This window comes from Mesorhizobium sp. M0040 (genome assembly GCF_040323505.1).
Classification (GTDB): domain Bacteria; phylum Pseudomonadota; class Alphaproteobacteria; order Rhizobiales; family Rhizobiaceae; genus Mesorhizobium.
In genome coordinates this window covers 36874-54682 of the sequence record NZ_JAMYVA010000037.1, presented here as the reverse complement: position 1 = coordinate 54682, position 17809 = coordinate 36874, and the positions used below count along the sequence as shown (strand labels likewise).

General features: G+C 56.0%; 12 protein-coding genes and 1 tRNA gene. 6 read left to right on the top strand and 7 right to left on the bottom strand.

Annotation, left to right across the window (positions count from 1 at the left end):
• Positions 1 to 48: 48 nt before the first annotated feature.
• Entirely contained in the window at positions 49 to 252 is a 204-nt protein-coding gene (locus tag NKJ91_RS33865; protein ID WP_502903631.1) for a beta-barrel domain-containing protein, read from the bottom strand.
• 116 nt (positions 253 to 368) lie between these two features.
• Positions 369 to 1466 carry a cupin-like domain-containing protein gene (locus NKJ91_RS24790; protein WP_352457635.1) on the bottom strand — a complete coding sequence of 366 codons (1098 nt, stop codon included), beginning with the start codon at positions 1464 to 1466 and terminating at the stop codon, positions 369 to 371.
• 183 nt (positions 1467 to 1649) lie between these two features.
• On the opposite strand from NKJ91_RS24790, the gene NKJ91_RS24785 reads away from it, so the two are divergent.
• Positions 1650 to 1790, top strand: a complete 141-nt coding sequence (locus NKJ91_RS24785) for a hypothetical protein (RefSeq protein WP_352457634.1) — start codon at positions 1650 to 1652, stop codon at positions 1788 to 1790.
• 68 nt (positions 1791 to 1858) lie between these two features.
• On the opposite strand, the gene NKJ91_RS24780 is transcribed toward NKJ91_RS24785, so the two are convergent.
• From NKJ91_RS24780 to NKJ91_RS24770, 3 genes are all read right to left on the bottom strand, one after another.
• Positions 1859 to 3184 carry an HlyD family type I secretion periplasmic adaptor subunit gene (locus NKJ91_RS24780; protein ID WP_352457633.1) on the bottom strand — a complete coding sequence of 442 codons (1326 nt, stop codon included), beginning with the start codon at positions 3182 to 3184 and terminating at the stop codon, positions 1859 to 1861.
• Positions 3181 to 4698, bottom strand: a complete 1518-nt coding sequence (locus NKJ91_RS24775) for an ATP-binding cassette domain-containing protein (protein ID WP_352457632.1) — start codon at positions 4696 to 4698, stop codon at positions 3181 to 3183. The genes NKJ91_RS24780 and NKJ91_RS24775 overlap by 4 nt, the downstream gene beginning before the upstream one ends.
• 186 nt (positions 4699 to 4884) lie before the next feature.
• Positions 4885 to 6528: a hypothetical protein gene (locus tag NKJ91_RS24770; RefSeq protein WP_352457631.1), complete on the bottom strand. Its 1644-nt coding sequence runs from the start codon at positions 6526 to 6528 to the stop codon at positions 4885 to 4887.
• Between the two features lie 585 nt (positions 6529 to 7113).
• On the opposite strand from NKJ91_RS24770, the gene NKJ91_RS24765 reads away from it, so the two are divergent.
• The 5 genes from NKJ91_RS24765 to NKJ91_RS24745 all read left to right on the top strand — a co-directional run bounded on the left by NKJ91_RS24765 (position 7114) and on the right by NKJ91_RS24745 (position 14914).
• On the top strand, positions 7114 to 9264 hold the full coding sequence (locus tag NKJ91_RS24765; protein ID WP_352457630.1) for an ATP-grasp domain-containing protein: 2151 nt from the start codon (positions 7114 to 7116) through the stop codon (positions 9262 to 9264).
• 46 nt (positions 9265 to 9310) lie between these two features.
• Positions 9311 to 9775 (top strand): hypothetical protein, encoded by a 465-nt coding sequence (locus tag NKJ91_RS24760; protein WP_352457629.1) that lies wholly within the window; start codon positions 9311 to 9313, stop codon positions 9773 to 9775.
• Positions 9776 to 10086: 311 nt separating this feature from the next.
• A complete protein-coding gene (locus tag NKJ91_RS24755; RefSeq protein WP_352457628.1) occupies positions 10087 to 12393 on the top strand; it encodes a CapA family protein in 2307 nt (768 codons plus the stop codon).
• A gap of 714 nt (positions 12394 to 13107) precedes the next feature.
• Entirely contained in the window at positions 13108 to 13533 is a 426-nt protein-coding gene (locus NKJ91_RS24750; RefSeq protein WP_352451186.1) for a hypothetical protein, read from the top strand.
• Positions 13534 to 13708: 175 nt separating this feature from the next.
• Positions 13709 to 14914, top strand: a complete 1206-nt coding sequence (locus tag NKJ91_RS24745; RefSeq protein WP_352457627.1) for a TadE/TadG family type IV pilus assembly protein — start codon at positions 13709 to 13711, stop codon at positions 14912 to 14914.
• Positions 14915 to 15251: 337 nt separating this feature from the next.
• On the opposite strand, the gene NKJ91_RS24740 is transcribed toward NKJ91_RS24745, so the two are convergent.
• Together NKJ91_RS24740 and NKJ91_RS24735 are read right to left on the bottom strand one after the other, a co-directional pair.
• A complete protein-coding gene (locus NKJ91_RS24740; protein WP_352457626.1) occupies positions 15252 to 16643 on the bottom strand; it encodes a UDP-N-acetylmuramoyl-tripeptide--D-alanyl-D-alanine ligase in 1392 nt (463 codons plus the stop codon).
• 1084 nt (positions 16644 to 17727) lie between these two features.
• Positions 17728 to 17804 (bottom strand) — tRNA-Arg (locus NKJ91_RS24735).
• Positions 17805 to 17809 lie beyond the last annotated feature (5 nt).

Sequence of the window (17809 nt, the reverse complement as noted above, 5' to 3'; positions counted from 1 at the left end):
ATATCATCGCGTCTCCCCAAAGAAAGCTTGACCCCAGCACTCCGGTGCTCAGGTTCTCCTGGCTGCCGGATGCGCACGTCTGCGGTCTTCACCGGATGCGTACGCTTTCAAAGACTCCGGTCTCAGAACAATTCGAACTGAATAGAAAGTTTGACCGGTCCGAGGATCAATCAGTTGGTCAGCTGAAAGAGTGCGCATGTCGCCGCTCATCGCTTGCTGGTAACGTCTGCTCACAGCGCTCAGCCAAACCATCGCGTAACCGCCGTCCCCTCCTCAGCTTGTCGCAGGATGAAGGCGATCTGCACCTCCGAAAACTTCAACTCAGTGGAAAATTCCAGCTCAGAATGGTCAGAAATCCGGGATGCAGGTCACTGCCGAACAGGTAGTCCAACCGCGGGATGCGAGAGCGCCTCAAACTCTGCCTTCGTTAGGTCTTGCTCGGTCTGAAACCACCGCGCCATGAGGACTCCGAGATCTTCGGGGATCCGCAACGCCTTTGCTTGGTCCCGCCCCAACTGCGCCAGGAATGCGCACCATTGATCGTATTCGGTTTTGCCGGTGTCGCTCTTCCACTCAACATAGGCATGCTGGGCCAGAGTCTTAATTTCGTCGGTGGGGATCGGTTCGATGCCGTAACGGTATGCGCCTTGCAGGACCTGATAGCCGAATACAAGCAGAGCGCCGGCCCAGTCCAGCGCACTCCGTCTCAAACGCCGGTTGATGCTGACAGAGAATCCCTCGGTTTCAACCTCATGCCACCAATCGACTGGCATATACAAAACGTCACCTGCATTCAGTACGGCAATCTCTCCATGCAGTTGATTCAACAACGGGAACTGGTCAAAATCGGGATTATTCAAATCCACAAGCGCCCGCCTGGGCTTGTCGGCCGTCTTTTCATGCTGCGGATAGATGAAACTATAATCCCAAGGGGGGAACATTTTTACGGCTTTTGTCCCGTGTAGCTGCACCAGGAATGCGTACCAATGATCATAATGCGCCTTGGCGGTAACCCCTTCGGAAGCAACATAGGGAGACGAGCCAACGAACTCCAGGTCGCTTGGCCAAGGCAATGCCTCCAGAAGACTGCTCGGGACTTTCCCACCAAACATGTAGTAGCGCTCGTTTGCATCGATCAGCGGTTGCCATTCCCCCTGGCCTAGGATCCGCTCGAACAACTCACGGAAGGTCATTTCGTGTGTCATCCCGCTCTTGCGTAAGACATAGGATGCAGCGGAAACCGTGGTCTCGTCCCCTGGAACCACCGTAACCTGCCCGGTATGCCGCGCCCATTTGGGGTCATCCAATCCCCAACCGTCGGAGGCTGCAACCCAGCCTCGAACAACAAACGGCCGATTTTGTCGGATTGCCGTGGAGATTTGCTTGCTGTCAATCTCCTCGATCGGTTTCATGTTAAGCTTTGGCGTTTCGCGAGCTGATTCAGCGAGTTTGGCGTTGCTGGCCATGGTTTCCACCCTTATTGAGATGACCTTAATCAAAGAAATGAAATACAAATTGCGTTTCAGTTGGATGATATGTGGCTGTCGGGAGCGATGTCGTCGTGCATTCGAATGGCAGCGATCCAGGCACTTGGTGTTCAATGGCCGTGCTGATCGACGAAAGCCGTCACCTGGCAGCGGGATACGCCGATGGCCTGGCAGAGCTTGGCGCTGTTTCCATTCCTCACCGTGCGCGAGAATGTCGAGTTCGGCCTGCGCATGCGCGGCGTCGACAGGGCCGAGCGGCGGCGACGCGTCGACTGGTGGCCGCGAATCTGGAAGAAGACATAATACTCGATACTCGCCCCCAATTATACTCGAACGGGAGCGTAAAAGTCTTTGTCTATTGCTCGTTCTCTTTATTCACGAAGAGCACGTCCCATAGCGGCATAGACCGGCGCGCTGAGATACTCCCATGCTGACCTCGCTCCAGTTTCGATCATGACCTGTGTGCCCATTCCAGCTTGCAATGCTCCAGGCTTCAAAGACTCCGGCCTCAGAACAATTCGGACTGAATAAAAACCCTGACCGGTCCGAGGGTCAATTAGCCGGTCAGCTGAAAGAGTGCGAACGTCACCGCTCATCGGTTGCTGGTAACGTCTGTTCACAGCGCTAAGCCACACCGTCGCGTGCAGTCCCACTTTCACCTGATCGACGTCGAGGGGGTCAACGTTTGCCACAACAACGAAGCTATCCTCCTGAGGGACGATGTCCATCAGCGGCTCTCCCGCCGTTACGACCCCTCCATTCGTGTGGACCTTAAGTCCCACTATGGTGCCTCCGATAGGAGCACGTATCTCGGTACGCGTCGCCACGTCATCAGCAGCGGCCATTCGCTGCTCGTATTCGTATATTTTGGCGCGGGTTTCTCCTAGTGTCTCGACGATATCGGCCGTCGTCGAGGCGCTAAGTTCGGCAATCTTGAATTTCGTCTCCTCCATCTTTTGCTGGGTCGCGCCGATCGACGCTACATACCCGCTTAGGGCACCTCCCACGTCCGCCTTTTCTCTTTCCAAATCTACAAGGCGCGTCCTGACTACCAACTTCCTTTCGTACAGGCTGCGCACATCACCTAATTGCTCCTCGATCAGCTCGAGCTTCCGGGTAGCCGCTACCACTTGCCCTTCAAAACCCTCTATCTCCTTCGCCATGCTTCCGGTTGCTTGCTGCAGCAGGGAGAGCTGCTCTCTGAAGAGGTTTTGACGTGTCCGAAAGACACTCTCCTGCCCGGAAACAGCATCCGCTGCCAATTTGCCGGACGCTTTCAATTCAGGCGGAATTTCGATCGAGTCCTTTCCATCTCGTTCCGCGACCAAGCGCGCTTCCGTAGCCTTCGCCTCGTACCACTGCGCCTTGATTTCATTTGCAGCAGCCGCCGAAGCGGTGTTTTGCAATCGTATCAACACCTGGCCTGGCGACACGCGATCTCCTTCTTGAGCCAATATCTCTGATATGATGCCGCCTTCGAGGTGCTGAACTGTCTTTACGTTTGACGCGACATTCACCACCCCGGTGGCCAAGACCGCACCCTGGATAGGTGCCGCGACAAGCCACATGCCGGTCAGGGTCGAGAAGGCAGCGACAATCGCGAAACCAGAGATCACTAAACGCCTACCAAACGGCGGCGGATCTTCGGCTCGCTGGGTACCGGGGTGTTTGGTGCCAAGAGCGAGCGAAGCTATCACTTAACGCTCCGCAATTCAGTTTTCCCGAAAGCAACGGGACGAACGGAACCTCCGGTGAGCTCGGGCGATCGACTTCCTAGGATCAGCGACCTATCAACTAATCCGGCAAGACGGTTGGTCTGTCCGGATATGGTGACAATTACCGAGCTTCCCGCATCCTTCATAAGCCTAACCGCCGACTCGAGGGTCTTCTTCGAGGCAGCGTCCAAATTGGCGAATGGCTCGTCCAAGACAATAAGTCTCGGCGCGCGAAAGAGCGCGCGGGCAAGGGCTACTCGCTTCCGTTCACTCCCGGACAGGCCGACCGAGTCGTTAAGCAAAGTGTCATAACCCTGGCCCAGACGAATGATAACTTCGTGTATTCCGGCTATTTTTGCTGCGGAAACCACGTCATCGATAGAACTTTGTTGAAAACGTGCAATATTTTCCGCGACGGTTCCGTCAAAAAGTTCAACGTGCTGAGGTAAATAGCCGATGCCTCCAACTCTAACATTATCCGGAAGCCTGGTTATGTCCATGTCTCCCAAGCGGATCTGACCGGTGCGGGGCTTGAGCAAACCAATGAGAAGACGAGAAAGCGTCGTCTTGCCGGTGGCTGCACGTCCTATGACCAGCAGCAATTCCCCAGGAGCCAGAGAAAGCGACAGTTTCCTAAATACGTCTGCTCGCGATCCAGCATGCCTGAATGTAACTTGATCGAGAACTAACGAGCCTTGCGGCGTTCCAGGAAGCAGGGACGGCTCTACGTCCAACGGTTTGGCAAGCTCCGCCTTGATCTGAGAGTATCCCTCCCGCGCTTCCCTGAGGCTTCTGAGCTCCCGAACTGCCTTTTCCACCATTCTGTAAGCAAATCTGGCAATGAGCCGGGCTGCAAATACGCCTCCGAGGGACGCCGAATCGTTCAGGAACAGCCAGATGCCCGATGCCAATAGAACTATGAAAACGCAACGGTTCAGCGCCCGGATCGCTGCATCAAGGCTCGATCCTCTGGCATTAAGCCGCTCCCGCTGCAAAAAGCCATCTACTCTGTTCCTACCCCAGCGACCGGCGATCGCGTCGGCCATTGCGAAGGCGCCGACTACGTCTTTGTGCCTTTCCGCTGAGATCAATACCTCTTTCGCCTGCTTGGCAGCTTCACGTTCAGCTTGGCGGGGCTCTTGTGTGATCTTTTCTTTGAGCAGGCTCATACCTGTCAGCAAAGCCATGCCTGCCAACGCGATCAGGCCGAGAACAGGATGGATCAAGTATACACATAACAGGAAAACGGGAGCCCAGACCACGTCCAGCCAAGCAGCTAGCCCTCGCTCAACAAAGCTGGAGACTTTCTCGATGCTGGTCAGAAGCGGCGGATTGGGGACGCCTGCCGTCAATCCGGCTTTCACGGACTGGCTGGTCAAGTGGTGCTCGATCCAAACGCTCCAGCGGGAAAGCATACGACGACGAATGGCTTCCAGCACGACGCCGGTTACCAGAGCGAGCAAGGCGGCCAAGGTCAGAATAACGAGGGTTTCCACGCTGCGGCTGGAAATGACCCGGTCGAATATTTGTATAAAATAAAGCGGCCCAGCAAATCGGAGCGCATTGATACAGACACCAAAACCCACAACCGCAGCAAGGCCAGGTATCGACCTTCGCCACATTTCGCTGAGGGGGGCGCTGTACCGCCGCCTACCTCGTGTTCTCAGCAAGGACACCGTCTTTCACGCCCGTCCAAGCGGGGCATGCTGGTCGGGGTCCTCGTTGAAAATTCCCGAGAAATTCATGATCATCCCATCCAAATCGTCATGAGGGCTCAAAGCAGGTCCCGCAAGAACATTTGGCTGAAGCCGATTTGCTGCCCAAAGGCGTTCATCGTGATCAACTGCCTCGAACATCGACCAAGCTCCGCTCACGAGGTTGTACATTTGGGTGGCGGACAGGGGAGGGCACCCGAGGGCTTGGACCAGGCTGCCCAGAGATGACTTGAGGGCTCCACGGGTTTTTGCCAGCACTGCCGCTTCTATCAACTCAGCGGGCGCCTGGATCGACATAAACGCGGGGTTCGAGCTTTGCGATAGCAACTCGGGTAAGGTGACCGAGACGCTCCCAAAGGGACTGGGCCATGTCGCCCTGCTGTCACTGGCAGGCCTTCCCGGACCAGGTGTTTCTCCCAACTCTGCCTGAACCAGTTCGTGCGCAAGCTTCCCCAAAAAATCAATTCGCAGCTGGGAAGAGTAGGCTCGACCCTGGTCGAGTGCCGTCATTGGATTTGGGGAATCAGCAATACGCCGTAGATATGGATTATTGCCCTGTCCGTTAGCCAGTTTTTCAGAAGCGCGAGCCTTTAGAACGGGGCTGAGTGCCCCATCCTGGAGCTCCCATGGGGAATAGACATGCAGGCCAGTGGCTTCTTCAGCCTCCCTCACACCGAGCGGCGATCGGCCGATCCTGCCACTAATTGCAAGTACCTTGTGGCCAGCAGCGCGGAGGGTATCAACTCCATACTTTGCTCCCATCGCGTCATAGGAAGCGAAAATCGCGCCAAGAGCCATGCTCCGAAAAGATTCAGCCAGAATTAGCTCGGAAGTTTCCTTCTGCTGCAGCCCATCGGCAATCTCAATAACAGCGACGTCACATCCATTTTCAGCGGCATGGTTCAGTAGGCGGAAAGCACCCTTCTCAATCAACTCTACCGGGGCTAAATACGTCGTTGCAAATCCGGCATCTGTGAAATCAAGAACGATGTCGGCTCCGGCATCCCGCACAATCCAGGTGTCGCCACCCGAGCCAGTTCCTGTAATTTTCAGTGCCGCGACCTTCAGTCCCGCCTTTTTGAACCCTCGGACCAATGACGTTGCCGTCAATGTCTTGCCGGCGTTCATTGACGTCCCAAGCGACAGAACAATCGGCAGAGAAGGGGGTAAATCGTCTGAGCTGACCTTGTAATCCCACACGTTTAGCCGGCGGCCGAACTTGTCGCCAATCAGGCCGAGCGGGGTGATCTTGGTTGGCGCCAGCATGCGAGCATGCCTGGAAAGCTCACATGCCGCGATGCCGCCCCCCGCTACCAAGTCGCACGGCCCCAGATCGGGGCCTATTACCGCCTCGAACTGGTCAGGAGCGTACCTGTTTCCATAACAGAGGATTATCTCATCTCCGCGAAACATGATCGCCTTTCGCCCGCAGATGAGCTCCAGTCTGCTGTGATTGCCGAGTTCATCAACGCGCGCCAAAACAAGATCGCCAGCGACGGGCTGTATAGGTCCGGTAACGAGTGTGCGCATGTGAGATGCGGCGACCCGGCGGGTGGCGAATGCTCGTTTAGCTCTCTTCAGGCGCCCGCGCTTAATTCTTGAAACGGACATGAACCCCCCAACTTACATTTGGATGGCATTTAGAAGTCTTTTCTGTTCTATGTATAAGATTAAGCCCTTTTCTATACTCCTCTCCGTTTGCAATCGATTATCCAATAACCAATATGATTAGATAAATATGATTAGCTAAATAGCATTAGATGCCTAAAATACATACCCAAGCTGACGACTTTTAACGGCTATTAACACTATAATGTCTGGATCTCTGCCATTCGAATGCATGACGACATCTCCCCGCGAGGCCACATACCATCCAGCTGCATTGTCCGGATCAGGCCGGCGGGAAATCCACTGGTCTTTCAAGAGAATAAGAACGCGACTTCCGGATGCTGCGGCCGTAGCGTTTAGGCTGAACGCGGGGGATCAGAGATAAAGCGTGCTTAAATGTGGTGGAATGCGCCACATCTTCGCCCCTTCACATCGGGTCTTGCCGAAGCCGCTCATGCCCATCGATGCGATGCCCGTTTCGAGATGCATTTGAAGTGGCTGCAGCGGAAGCGTGGTCAGGAAGTCTGTATTGTGGGAGACGGTCGAAAAGCAGGCGGAGCGTGAACATCCGGGGTCAAAAGTGGGGTTATGGTCAGCCTATCTGAAGAGTTTGGACAAATTGAGATTGTCAGTTTTAAGGTGCTATCGGGACTTAACGTGCATAGCACGAACACGGTGGTCAAATTAACCCTGAATATCGGGCGGCTAGCGGTTTCTTGCATCTCCGATTTTACTGCGCTGGCTCGCTCAGCGCTGTCCGAAATGTTTCCCGGTTGTGCACAAAACGCTTTGGTCCCTCGCTACATTGCCGACGCAATCCTGTCCGCTGATCTTGAGCTTCGCCGCGCGATGAATTTCTATTCGTTTTCGCCGACGGCGTCGCTAATAGGCGATCCGTCCGAAAGCCATCTTGCAATCGTTTGGGAGTCGGATGACCCGCAGATGTCGCGCGCGGCTGCTTCGGCTGTCGTTGACGCGATTGGTGAGGCGGCGCGAGGCGAGGACGGGGCAGCGAAATACGCTCAGACTCGGGAGCTAAACCTGGAAAGGGCGAAGAGACGACGTCTTTCAAATTCGACCGCTGTGCTTGTAGCTGCAGCTAAGAGAAATCACATCCCGTTCGAATTCATTGCCCGTAACCACCTTCGCCTTGGCCAAGGCAAGCACCAGAAGCAGCTGTTCTCGACGATATCGGGTTCTACATCGTTTGCGTCGGCGAAGGTGGCCTTGGACAAAAGGCTGGGCAACAGACTTTTGGCGCAAGCGGGGATCCCAGTACCCCGTCAGATTACCGTTCGCACCAAACCTGAGGCCGTCGCTGCCGCCAAACAGCTGGGTAAGACCGTCGTGGTCAAACCGGTTCAGGGAAATCAGGGGCGGGGAGTCTCGGTTAAACTGCGGGGACGCCGTGCAGTTGAGGCTGCATTCGATATAGCGCACGACGTCACTCAGTCAGAGCGGTTTGGCGTCTTGGTTGAGCAGTTCATCGCCGGCCCGGAATTTCGAGCGACAGTCGTTGACTATCATCTCGTGGCGGCGGTCATGTGTTGCCCCCCCCAAGTCGTTGGCGACGGTGAAAAAACGATAGTTGACCTGATTCATGATTTGAACCGAGAACCCGACAGAGACGGGAGACGTCTTTCTCCTGTAGAGATTGACGATGAGCTGCTACGGCACCTAGCCTTGCGTCGTCTTACGCTGGAGTCCGTCCCAATTTCCGGGCAGCCTTTGGTTCTCCGACCTACCGGCCACCTCGCCCGTGGAGGCGTCCCGGTCGATGTTACAAACTCCGTTCATCCAGATAACAGGCAACTGTGCGAGCGCATCGTGAGAGTCATCGGCCTTAACATTGCCGGGATAGATCTCATCATGCCCGATATTGCAAGATCATACAAAGAGGTCGGGTGTACTGTCATCGAGGTAAATGCACGGCCGGGGATCGAGTTTCATCTTTGGCCGCGAGCGGGGACCTCGAGAGATGTGAGTGAGATAATCCTGGCCAATATGTACAATGAGCCGGGCTCTTCGGAAATTGCCACCGTACTCGTCATCGGCGATCGACACACTGGTGCGGTGGCGACAGCAATCGATCATCGGTTCCAGGCGGAAGGGCGAAGAGTTGGTCTCTTGTCGAAAAGAGGCGCTTACATCAACACTGTACCCCAGGAATTTGGGCGGCGGACAACCCCGCAAATGCTGGCCAGAGACCCGTTCCTGGAAGCCCTGGTTTATGCAGCCTCTCCGGACAGACTTTGGGCGAGCGGTCTTTGTCTGGGTGCTTGCCGTGCGGTCTCGATGACTCGAACGGATGCAGACAATGGTACAGTTCTCGAAGATCTCGCCCAGCGAGTGTTGCAGTGCGGAAACCAGGGCTATTTCATTGTCAACAGCGAAGATGAATGGCCCCGCCGTGCGCTGTCGACCTTGCCGATCACACGACTAATATTGGTCAGTTCCGAGCCTGATACTGATACCGACCTACGTCGGCACCTACAGAGTGGTGGTTTGGTTCTAACTTTGAGATGGAGCACTGACGGATCGGGTGCCAAAATGGCGCTTTTGTCGAGATCTGGTGAGCTAGCCGCGGAACCCCTCGCATCTATGTCTCAGTCGCGGCCACCGCAAATAAAGGCTGCCATGCACGCAATGGCAATGTCGTATTTGGCAAAAAAGGATGGCTGGTTCGATGAAGTGGCCCCGTTTCCTTCAGTTCGGCCCGAGACGAACGACGTTCGATAGCAGTGATGAGTTTATCGATTCTGCTCAAGCTAAGGAGAGTAAGGTTATGAACACTGTTTCGCCGATTGCAACACCGAGTGTTTCGCTAAGTGATGCGGCGACACTCGTTGCTTTGACTTTGAAACGCACCACAAACAAAGCAGGACAGCCGCGAACCCGTGCAAGAATGTCGTACAAGACATTCAGGCGCCTGACCGGACGGCGTGTCGGCGGGGCGGCGTTCGTGAGAGGCTTCACGGAGGAATTGTTGAAGCTAGGCTGGCTGATGGTCCGTATGCCATCGGCTTACGGCTTCGTGCGCGCCGCCTCCCTCGACAAGTGGCGTCTCATAAAATCAAATATGGTCGCGGAAGAACTTAAGGTGATTAAGGAGGGATCTGCGGCGAAGGCATTGGAGAGCGCTCGGCAAGAACTCGCTGGATCGGGTGAGAATAACGGTTCAGCAGGCGGCCTCAGTAAGGCAGTTCGAATAAGCGGAGAGAAGAAAAAGCCGGTCGCAAGCATCGGATAGATGTGCCTCGTCAGGAGATTGATTTGTGTAGCCCCCATCAGGGGCAGGCGAATTGAGGCCAAAACGCTGCCGGAAGCTGGGCTGCAGACTCGGATCCAGCTTCCCACCATGGAGCGAAAATGCGGCCTCAGAGCATGTTGAAGGACAATCTCCACGCCCTGTAGAGAGTTGGCCTCAGGGCAACCGACGGCATGTCCTTTCGATCAATTTCAGCACCCGTCGGCGAAAGGTTCGCAGGATTGCGGAGCGCAAGACTTGTGAATTCTTGCGTCTCAGCGTTCGCAGAAGAAGCAGTAGCTTTGGGGAAAAAGATGGCGACTGGATCTGTTTACGTCTGGGAGCGTTGCGATTCAGATTTTACTGGCGGCCGGGTGCATTTAACCGAGGTCGAACTGCCTTATCTTTGCCAAAACACGGGGAGGCAAGGGCTGCGTGGGCGGTACGTGGACGTAATCGGTCATCCAGCCACGGATGTTCACTGGCCCACGGGTGAGATGGGCGAAGCACTGCCCGACAAGCAAGGTAACTATGTTTTCAAGCCTTTCGGCGGCGGAATTCTTGGTGAACAGGAAGGTTGTGAGGCCGCGGCACGCTTCGGCCAGGTCAACGTCTACTACCACGTCTCCTTGATAGCTCATCGAGTGAACGAAGTGCTGCGTTCACTCGGCGAGGGCCCGTTGCCGAAGGTCAGAGCGATCGTTAATGCGCACCAGCCGAAACAAGGGGGAGTTAACGGGGATCTGCTTAGGTTGGTGCCGGTCAAAGGGACCAAATACCGATATCCAGCAAGAATCGAAAATCTCGATGATTTTTCGATCCCCCTCTGTGGGGAATTGCTGTTCGGCCCGGGGCGTGCAGTCACAGCGGAAGGGTGGCTTCCACGAATTTCAGGCGGTGCTTATCTGTGCGACCCCTCGCACAATGCCAGTTTCATATATCAGGCATTCGGGTTTCACGTGGTGCGCCATACCGCTGACATCCAAGCTGACAGGCTGCATGCACCGCGCGCCAGTTTCAGTAAGCCTGGTCCCCTTGAGTACGCCTTGAGCGCATACTTTGCGGCCGCGATGCTGTCGACTCCCTACGTATGGTGTTGGCACCTCCGTCATGATGCCGAGTTCGTACCATCGGATACTCTTGCCAATGATTCGCGTATGGACGACGCCGAGATGCCACCGCCGGAGGCGCTGGTCGCGCAAGTCATAGCGGCGACAATGTGGGACCTACACAAGGCTTTTCCGGGAGACGAACTTACTTGCATTTCGTTAGTTGTAGCTGCCCTTTTGGCGCTGGGACGACTTTCTGATAGCCCGTATGCTCCTTCCGGAATTCGAACGCGCGCCCTCAGGTCACTTCCGAAGAGCTTTGCCTCGTGTTTGCTTCATGCAGACCGAATGAGATTCAGCAGCCGTTACGAAACACTGATCCGAAGCGTTTTTGAGAAGCGTGGGATCGGCTTTAGTTCTTCAGCGGTTGAGACATTGTTGGCACCCTCCGTTCAGCCACCCCTTTACCGCCTCAGTGAATCGGAAGAAGTCCGGCGCCATGTTGTAAAAATTCGCGAGAAGTTTTCAGAGGTCATAATTCCGGATGACATCGATCTCATCGACCCGGACCAACTTGAACAGTTCCTCTCTTCGTCCGCCAGCGCTCCGTACCATTTGGCGGCGGTCGGAGATGTGATGACCGGGATGCGGATGCGTCATCGTATCCGCAGGTTTGGCCCAGACTATGCCTTCGCCTGGGTCAGGCCGATCTTTAGACGCTGCGCTTTGATAACGGGAAACCTTGAGGGGCCGTTCTCCACCATCTCTGAGAAAGCAGATACCACTCGGAACTACTCATACAAAGTCGACCCCAAGTCAGCCTCTGTCTTACGTCGTGCAGGCTTCGCTGCCATGACTGTCGCGAATAACCACATTCAAGACTGCGGTCGGGGTGGCGTGGTTGAGACGCTAGCCACGTTAGAGCGACAGTATATCCAACCGTACGGTGGTGGTAGGAACCAGAGCTCTGCTTACCACCCCGCGATTTTTGATGGCGCAGATATCCGCATCGGACTTCTCGGATATTACTGGAACCGTCGAACAGCGGCTCGTGGCGAACTTCCAGGCTCCGCACAAGATGTGCCCGAATTCATCGAGCGTGATCTGGCCCAACTTCGTCCACTGGTCGATCGGATCGCCGTGATGGTACATTGGGGTTTGCCATACCAGCGCCAACCTACCGAGCAAGACCGCATGAAAGCACGGCTATTTATCGACCTGGGTGCGGACGCAGTCATCGGCCATCATCCCCACATCCTTCAGCCGATCGAGATTTATAACGGTCGGCCGATATTATACAGTGTCGGCAATTTTGCATTTGGGTCCGGAAACAGCAAAGGGGAGTCCATTCTCCCTTGCTTCCACTTTAGTGCGAAGCAGATCCGTTTAGATATTTATCCAGTTTACGTTCAAAACAGAGATCCGCGCCTCGACTACCAACCAAAGATAATGGGAGGAGCAGCCGGTCGCGCGACAATCGATCGGTTGCTGGCGTTGTCGCCTGGACTCGCCGATGTTGTCGTAGCCGTTCAAGACAGATGCCTTAGATTGGCCATCCCTGCACTGGCGTGAGGCTCCGAAGCTCATGCGTATGCCGTACGCGGATTTGCACTGGGTTCCTCGATCGCAATGGCGGCGCGAGCGATACGTGCCGACAAAACAAGGAGCCGATACCCTGTCACGCAGGAGGTGCCGCGGAGGCGTCGCTTGCGAACATTGCGAGGACCAGACGTGGAGAAACGAACTCTTTACTGCTCAGCCGGTTTTGATTTGTTTAGCTGCCGCTAATGGGATATGTCATCCCTGCGGGATCGTCCATGGGAGCGACAGGTGCGATTTCTAATCCGTCTGTTAGGGGCAGTCGTCTTAGGCTGTAGTCTGACGTATTCAGGCCAAGTACTTGCCTGGAAGGTCGGCAAAGGTACGACCTCAGCAACTATTAACGGTATAAAGTTGACAGTATACACCTATCATCCGAAGAACTGTGCCAGTCCATCGATCCTGTTCGTGTTCCATGGACTAAGCCGAACGGCCGAATCCTACCGAGACTACGCGCAGCCTCTTGCGGATCGAAATTGCCTGATCGTTATGGCGCCGCTTTTCGACCTGGAAAGGTTCCCAGGCTGGAGCTATCAGCGGGGAGGCATTGTCAACTCGGGCACAATTCAACCTCGGGACAGGTGGACTGTCTGGTACGTGAAGGGCTTGGTAAACTGGGCGAGGGCCCGAGAGGGGCTGCCGACTGCGCAGTATTACCTTTTTGGGCACTCGGCGGGAGGTCAATTCATGTCGCGTGTTGCAGCATTTGCCTTGTCGGATGCCAAGAGAGTGGTCGTAGCCAATCCGTCGACCTACGTATTGCCCTCGCTAGCAGAGGCGGCAGCCTACGGGCTGGGATGTCTCTCCTCGGGTTGCGTCTATACGCCGGATCAAGCCTCTCAGGAGTTGAAGGCCTATCTGGCTTTGCCTCTAACGATCTATCTTGGAGAAGACGACACTGGCGATGTCGATCTAAACGAAAGCGCAGCTGCTATGCGCCAAGGAGAGACGCGTTTGGATCGGGGGCAGTTCACTTTTGAGCTGGCGCAAGCTGTCGCGACCGCTAACGGGTGGCCTTTCAATTGGCGTCTCGTGATTTTACCGGGTGTCGGACATTCGGCGCGCGACTTGTTGCAGTCTGACCAGGCTCAGCAAGTCTTCGGCCTTAAGTAGAGAATTAGCACATCGCTGACCTCAAGGTCTGCCGCGTTTCACTCAGCTCAATGAGCAGCGAGACAGCTTGCATCGCCTTTTTGCCGAGCGTGAATTGCCGCTGCGTTTTGTTGTTCTAATTTAGTAAATTCTAAACCATCTTCGGTCTAAGTTGCTCTTAAGAGAGGGCTTCTGGATGCGGAGACTGCAAGATCTGCCGCCCGAAAAACGGGGGAACTTTGCCGTCGCGATGGCCTTAATGGTGGTGCCACTGGGCTTGGCCCTCGGCCTTAGCATTGACTTTACCAACGCCGCTTCCTGGAGATCCAAGCTGCAGGAGATAGCCGATTCGGCGGCTCTTGTTGCTGTCGAGAGCGATGGAGGAAACGAAGCAGCCGTCCAGGCCGCGAAGAATTGGGCGCTGGCCAATGGCTCCTTCGTGACCGGCGCTGTCGTTGGGGTGAGCATCACCACTCCTTCTGCTGGGACGCGAGAGGCGGCGGTTGAAATCTCAGCTGGAATGCCAACCGCTTTCATGAGTCTTGCTGGAATTCGGAGCATTAACCTTCACGCGGCGGCAACGGCCCGAAAAGCCGCGCCGGATTATTGCTTCTATGTCCTCGATCCTGCCTCAAATGGAGCGCTGACGGTAATGGGTTCCGGGGGGCTTTCGGTGCCAAACTGCGGTATCCAAGTGAATTCCTCCAGTCCAAGGGCACTGAGGCACGTTGGAACCGGAAAGATTGTCGCCAGAAAAATCTCTATAGTGGGCAATTACCAAGGCGGCGGTTACACCATCATCCCGAAAACCAACCAACCCGAACTTGCAGACCCCCTTGTCGATCTACCGCAGCCCGTTCCACCGAACGGCTGCGACTACAGTGATCAGATGCTGACCGATGTTACCATTCCGGCCGGCCGGGTGTTCTGTGGAAACATTGTCCTCGATGGAAATGTCGTTCTTTCTCCCGGAGTTCACTATTTTCAGAACGCAACAGTGAGCATCGGCAGCCATGTGAATCTCTCGGGCGACGAAGTCACGATATTCGTTGACTCCGAGTCAAGCATTATTCAGTCAGCAGGCAAAGGTGGCGTAAGGATTTCGGCTCCCACGAGCGGCATTTACGCTGGCATCGCTATCTTCGGGTCACGCACAGTTACGCCCTCTGTGCCCACGGTCTCATTGTCCGGAAACAAAAACTACTTAATTGAAGGGGCTATCTACCTGCCCCATCATCGTTTTCGGATGAGAGGGACAACAGACCTGAAGTCGACTGCCAACTCAGGTTGGATTGTTGCGTGGCAATTTTTCTATAGTGGCAACTCGAGTGTGGCCCTGGACTGGTATGGTGCGACTCCGCCGAAAGGCCTTGGAGACTTAGGAATAGTGCTCCTTCGCTGAAGCAATGCTGATGTCAGTGCTCGGCACAGGGCTAATCTTTGTTGTTGCTGCATTGGGCTCGGACCAACCAACCATTCCCGGCGGCTGCCGTTATATGCATGGCCGAAATGACCGAGCGGGGCATGACTGTGCGCAGCTCTTCGGTTGGCGGCGTCCAGCCGGCGCTACCCTGGTCACCCGGAGGCAGCACAGATCGAATCAGGCGGCGAAGCACAATTTTCCGCCAAGTGCCTGAGACTGTTTGGTTGTGGAACCAGTCATGGGCGGAGCTGATCTCCGGTCAATTTTTCTGCTTTGGTCCAAAAAAACAGCGAAATTCGACGTATATCGCGGCGGACTAGCGTCCAAATTGCCGGCGCAAGCGAGTTACAACTTCATGCAGACCCATGGCATTCGAAGCTTTCACAAGAAGGCGGTCCTTCGCGCGCAGGATAGTGGCGAGCTCGGGCAACACATCGTCTGCTGTCGCGAAGTGTGGGCCGAGGAGGTACTCCGGCAGGGCACGACGGAGATATGTCATCTGCGTCCCAACCGTCATCACCATATCCAGATCGGCCGCGAGAACGGGTTCCGCCAGACCGGCGTGAAATTCGGCCGATCGTGGCCCGAGTTCCCGCATGTCGCCAAGAAGGGCAAGCTTTCGGCCCCCACTTGCGCGCTTCCCCTCAGCGAGTGCCGCCAGCACGGCGGCCACCGATGTCGGATTCGCGTTGTAGGCCTCATCGACGACATGGACCTCGCCGGACGCGAGGGCGATGCGTATGACTTCGCCACGTCCGTGGATGGCCTGCACCTCCCCGAGCGCGTTGGTCGCAGCTCCCAGATCAAGGCCGAGCGAATCGACAGCCGCCAGCGCGCTGAGGCTGTTGACTGCCATGTGCCGCCCTGGATTACCTAGCTTGTAGGCGAAATCCCGGCCCTTCAGGACCGCACGCACCAGTTGATCTTCGTGCGAATAGTCCACGAGCCGGTAGTCGGCCTTAGCATGTCCACCGAAGGACACGACCTTCGCCCCGAACGACAGCGCGCGGGCTCGGAGATATTCGAAATGCTCGGAATCCCGAGGCATGATCGCAGTGCCGCCCTCAGCGACATCGTACAGGCGGGCTTTCAACTTGGCGATGGCCTCACGCGAGCCGTACTCTTCGAGATGGGCGTCGCCGATCGTCGTGATAAGAGCGACATGCGGCTTGAGCGCAGATACCTCAAGGAGCCGCCGAAAAAAGCCAATCGACACCTCGACAGCGTGGATGCCATCAGGGGGAAGGTTGGCGATCAGGCCGAGCACGCCGGAGACGGTATTGAAGTTTTCGCCCGGAAAAGGTGGATAACCAGCTGCGGTGAGAATGACGTTGATCATCGCCGTGGTGCTCGTCTTGCCGACGCTGCCGCCAACCGCGATCAGGCGTCCGCCGTAAGCAGACCGCGCTCGCTCGGCGAGATACTTCATGGCGACGCGGACCGAAGCCACCCGGAGCAACGGCAAGCCTTCGAAGTTGGGCCGGTACTCTCGGTCCGCGAGGAGCGCGAGCCCCTGTCGCCTGAAGCGCCTGATCTTCCTGGGGTGTACTCCGTAACGGTAGGTGCCAACGCGCGGGATGACGAGCGCGCCGGGGCCGATCAGTGCGTCGCAGAAGGCTATGCAGTCGGTCGTCCAGGCTTCCGGCAACTCGCCTTCCCATATGCCTCCGGTGATCTCCGCAAGCTCAGCCTTCGTCCAAGGGTGCATTTCTCCCCCTGTCCCGCCGATCGACCCGAATCACGTTAACCCGCGCCCCGGCCACCTTGAATAGGTGGCCGTCCGACATCCCTGTCCTGTGGTTCGATCACTTTCAGCCAATTCCGCTCAATGTGCAATGGTTCCGGGTACCACCTGAGACCTTTGCCGGGTTCAAAGCAGCCTTCGCCAAGCCCGCTACTTTAACGACCACATCCGCAATCACTTTTGAGATCGTCTGGTTGGAACCGATCACGATCTTGGATGAGCGAAACCATCTGTTCGAACGCTAGTCACCTATTCATCGAGTTCAACGGCTCATGGTCGGGGAGACAGTGATGCAGCACCTCGCCAAGGTTTCGCTTGTCGAACGTCTGGCCACAAACGGGGCAGAACTCGAAATATCCTGCTTCGTCGTTGGCCGGCGGCCCGTGGCGCTTGCCCTTGATGCCGGTTGCGGGGTTGTTGGTTCGATCTCGTCTCACGTTGGTCGCCACCGCACGTAACTTTCATGGGGACGGGCCGACAGCCGATCGGGGGTTCCAGCGGGCCGCCGGGCCTACCGGCTGCCAGTGGCGCTGCCGGGTAGAGTCAATTGTAGGCCATTTCATGCGTCATTACTAATACAATAAAATGATAGCGTTCCGTTCCTCTAGCCGCCAGACCGGGCGCGTCCATTCCCCCTATGATGCGGACTTTGGTGGACAATCCGCCCTAAGGGGACGGATGGACACACGAGTCGAGTTCGACCTCGTGATCGATGATGCCGATGTTCGCATTCTTACTCGCCGCGGTCTCGATTGAACGACGAAGTAGCGAGACCTTTCGGCGCCGCCAAGGAGACGTCGACGCTGACGGTCGGTAGCGGCTGTCGTCCGTCGTCTCGGTGCGTCGAAAAACGGGCAAGTTGATTGGGAACAACGATTACCTACCTCGATTTAGGCATCGTAGCGCCGCGCTTCGCAGCGGTTTTGGGCCGCTTCGCCCTTGGAATATGGGTGCCCAAAGTCTGAAGGTCTGCGAAATTCGCCGTACTTATTTCGCAAAAATCCTGCAAAAAAAGTACGGCGATTTCGCGCTAAGTACTTGAAAAACATGGTGATCCCGACAGGAATCGAACCTGTGACCTACAGATTAGGAATCTGCCGCTCTATCCTACTGAGCTACGGGACCATCGC

What these genes read in the sequence shown, in the direction of transcription:
- NKJ91_RS33865 (WP_502903631.1), bottom strand. Translation starts at nt 252, where the DNA reads ATGGTTTGGCTGAGCGCTGTGAGCAGACGTTACCAGCAAGCGATGAGC.
- NKJ91_RS24790 (WP_352457635.1), bottom strand. Translation starts at nt 1,466, where the DNA reads ATGGCCAGCAACGCCAAACTCGCTGAATCAGCTCGCGAAACGCCAAAG.
- NKJ91_RS24785 (WP_352457634.1), top strand. Translation starts at nt 1,650, where the DNA reads ATGGCCTGGCAGAGCTTGGCGCTGTTTCCATTCCTCACCGTGCGCGAG.
- NKJ91_RS24770 (WP_352457631.1), bottom strand. Translation starts at nt 6,528, where the DNA reads ATGTCCGTTTCAAGAATTAAGCGCGGGCGCCTGAAGAGAGCTAAACGA.
- NKJ91_RS24765 (WP_352457630.1), top strand. Translation starts at nt 7,114, where the DNA reads ATGGTCAGCCTATCTGAAGAGTTTGGACAAATTGAGATTGTCAGTTTT.
- NKJ91_RS24760 (WP_352457629.1), top strand. Translation starts at nt 9,311, where the DNA reads ATGAACACTGTTTCGCCGATTGCAACACCGAGTGTTTCGCTAAGTGAT.
- NKJ91_RS24755 (WP_352457628.1), top strand. Translation starts at nt 10,087, where the DNA reads ATGGCGACTGGATCTGTTTACGTCTGGGAGCGTTGCGATTCAGATTTT.
- NKJ91_RS24750 (WP_352451186.1), top strand. Translation starts at nt 13,108, where the DNA reads ATGTCGCGTGTTGCAGCATTTGCCTTGTCGGATGCCAAGAGAGTGGTC.
- NKJ91_RS24745 (WP_352457627.1), top strand. Translation starts at nt 13,709, where the DNA reads ATGCGGAGACTGCAAGATCTGCCGCCCGAAAAACGGGGGAACTTTGCC.
- NKJ91_RS24740 (WP_352457626.1), bottom strand. Translation starts at nt 16,643, where the DNA reads ATGCACCCTTGGACGAAGGCTGAGCTTGCGGAGATCACCGGAGGCATA.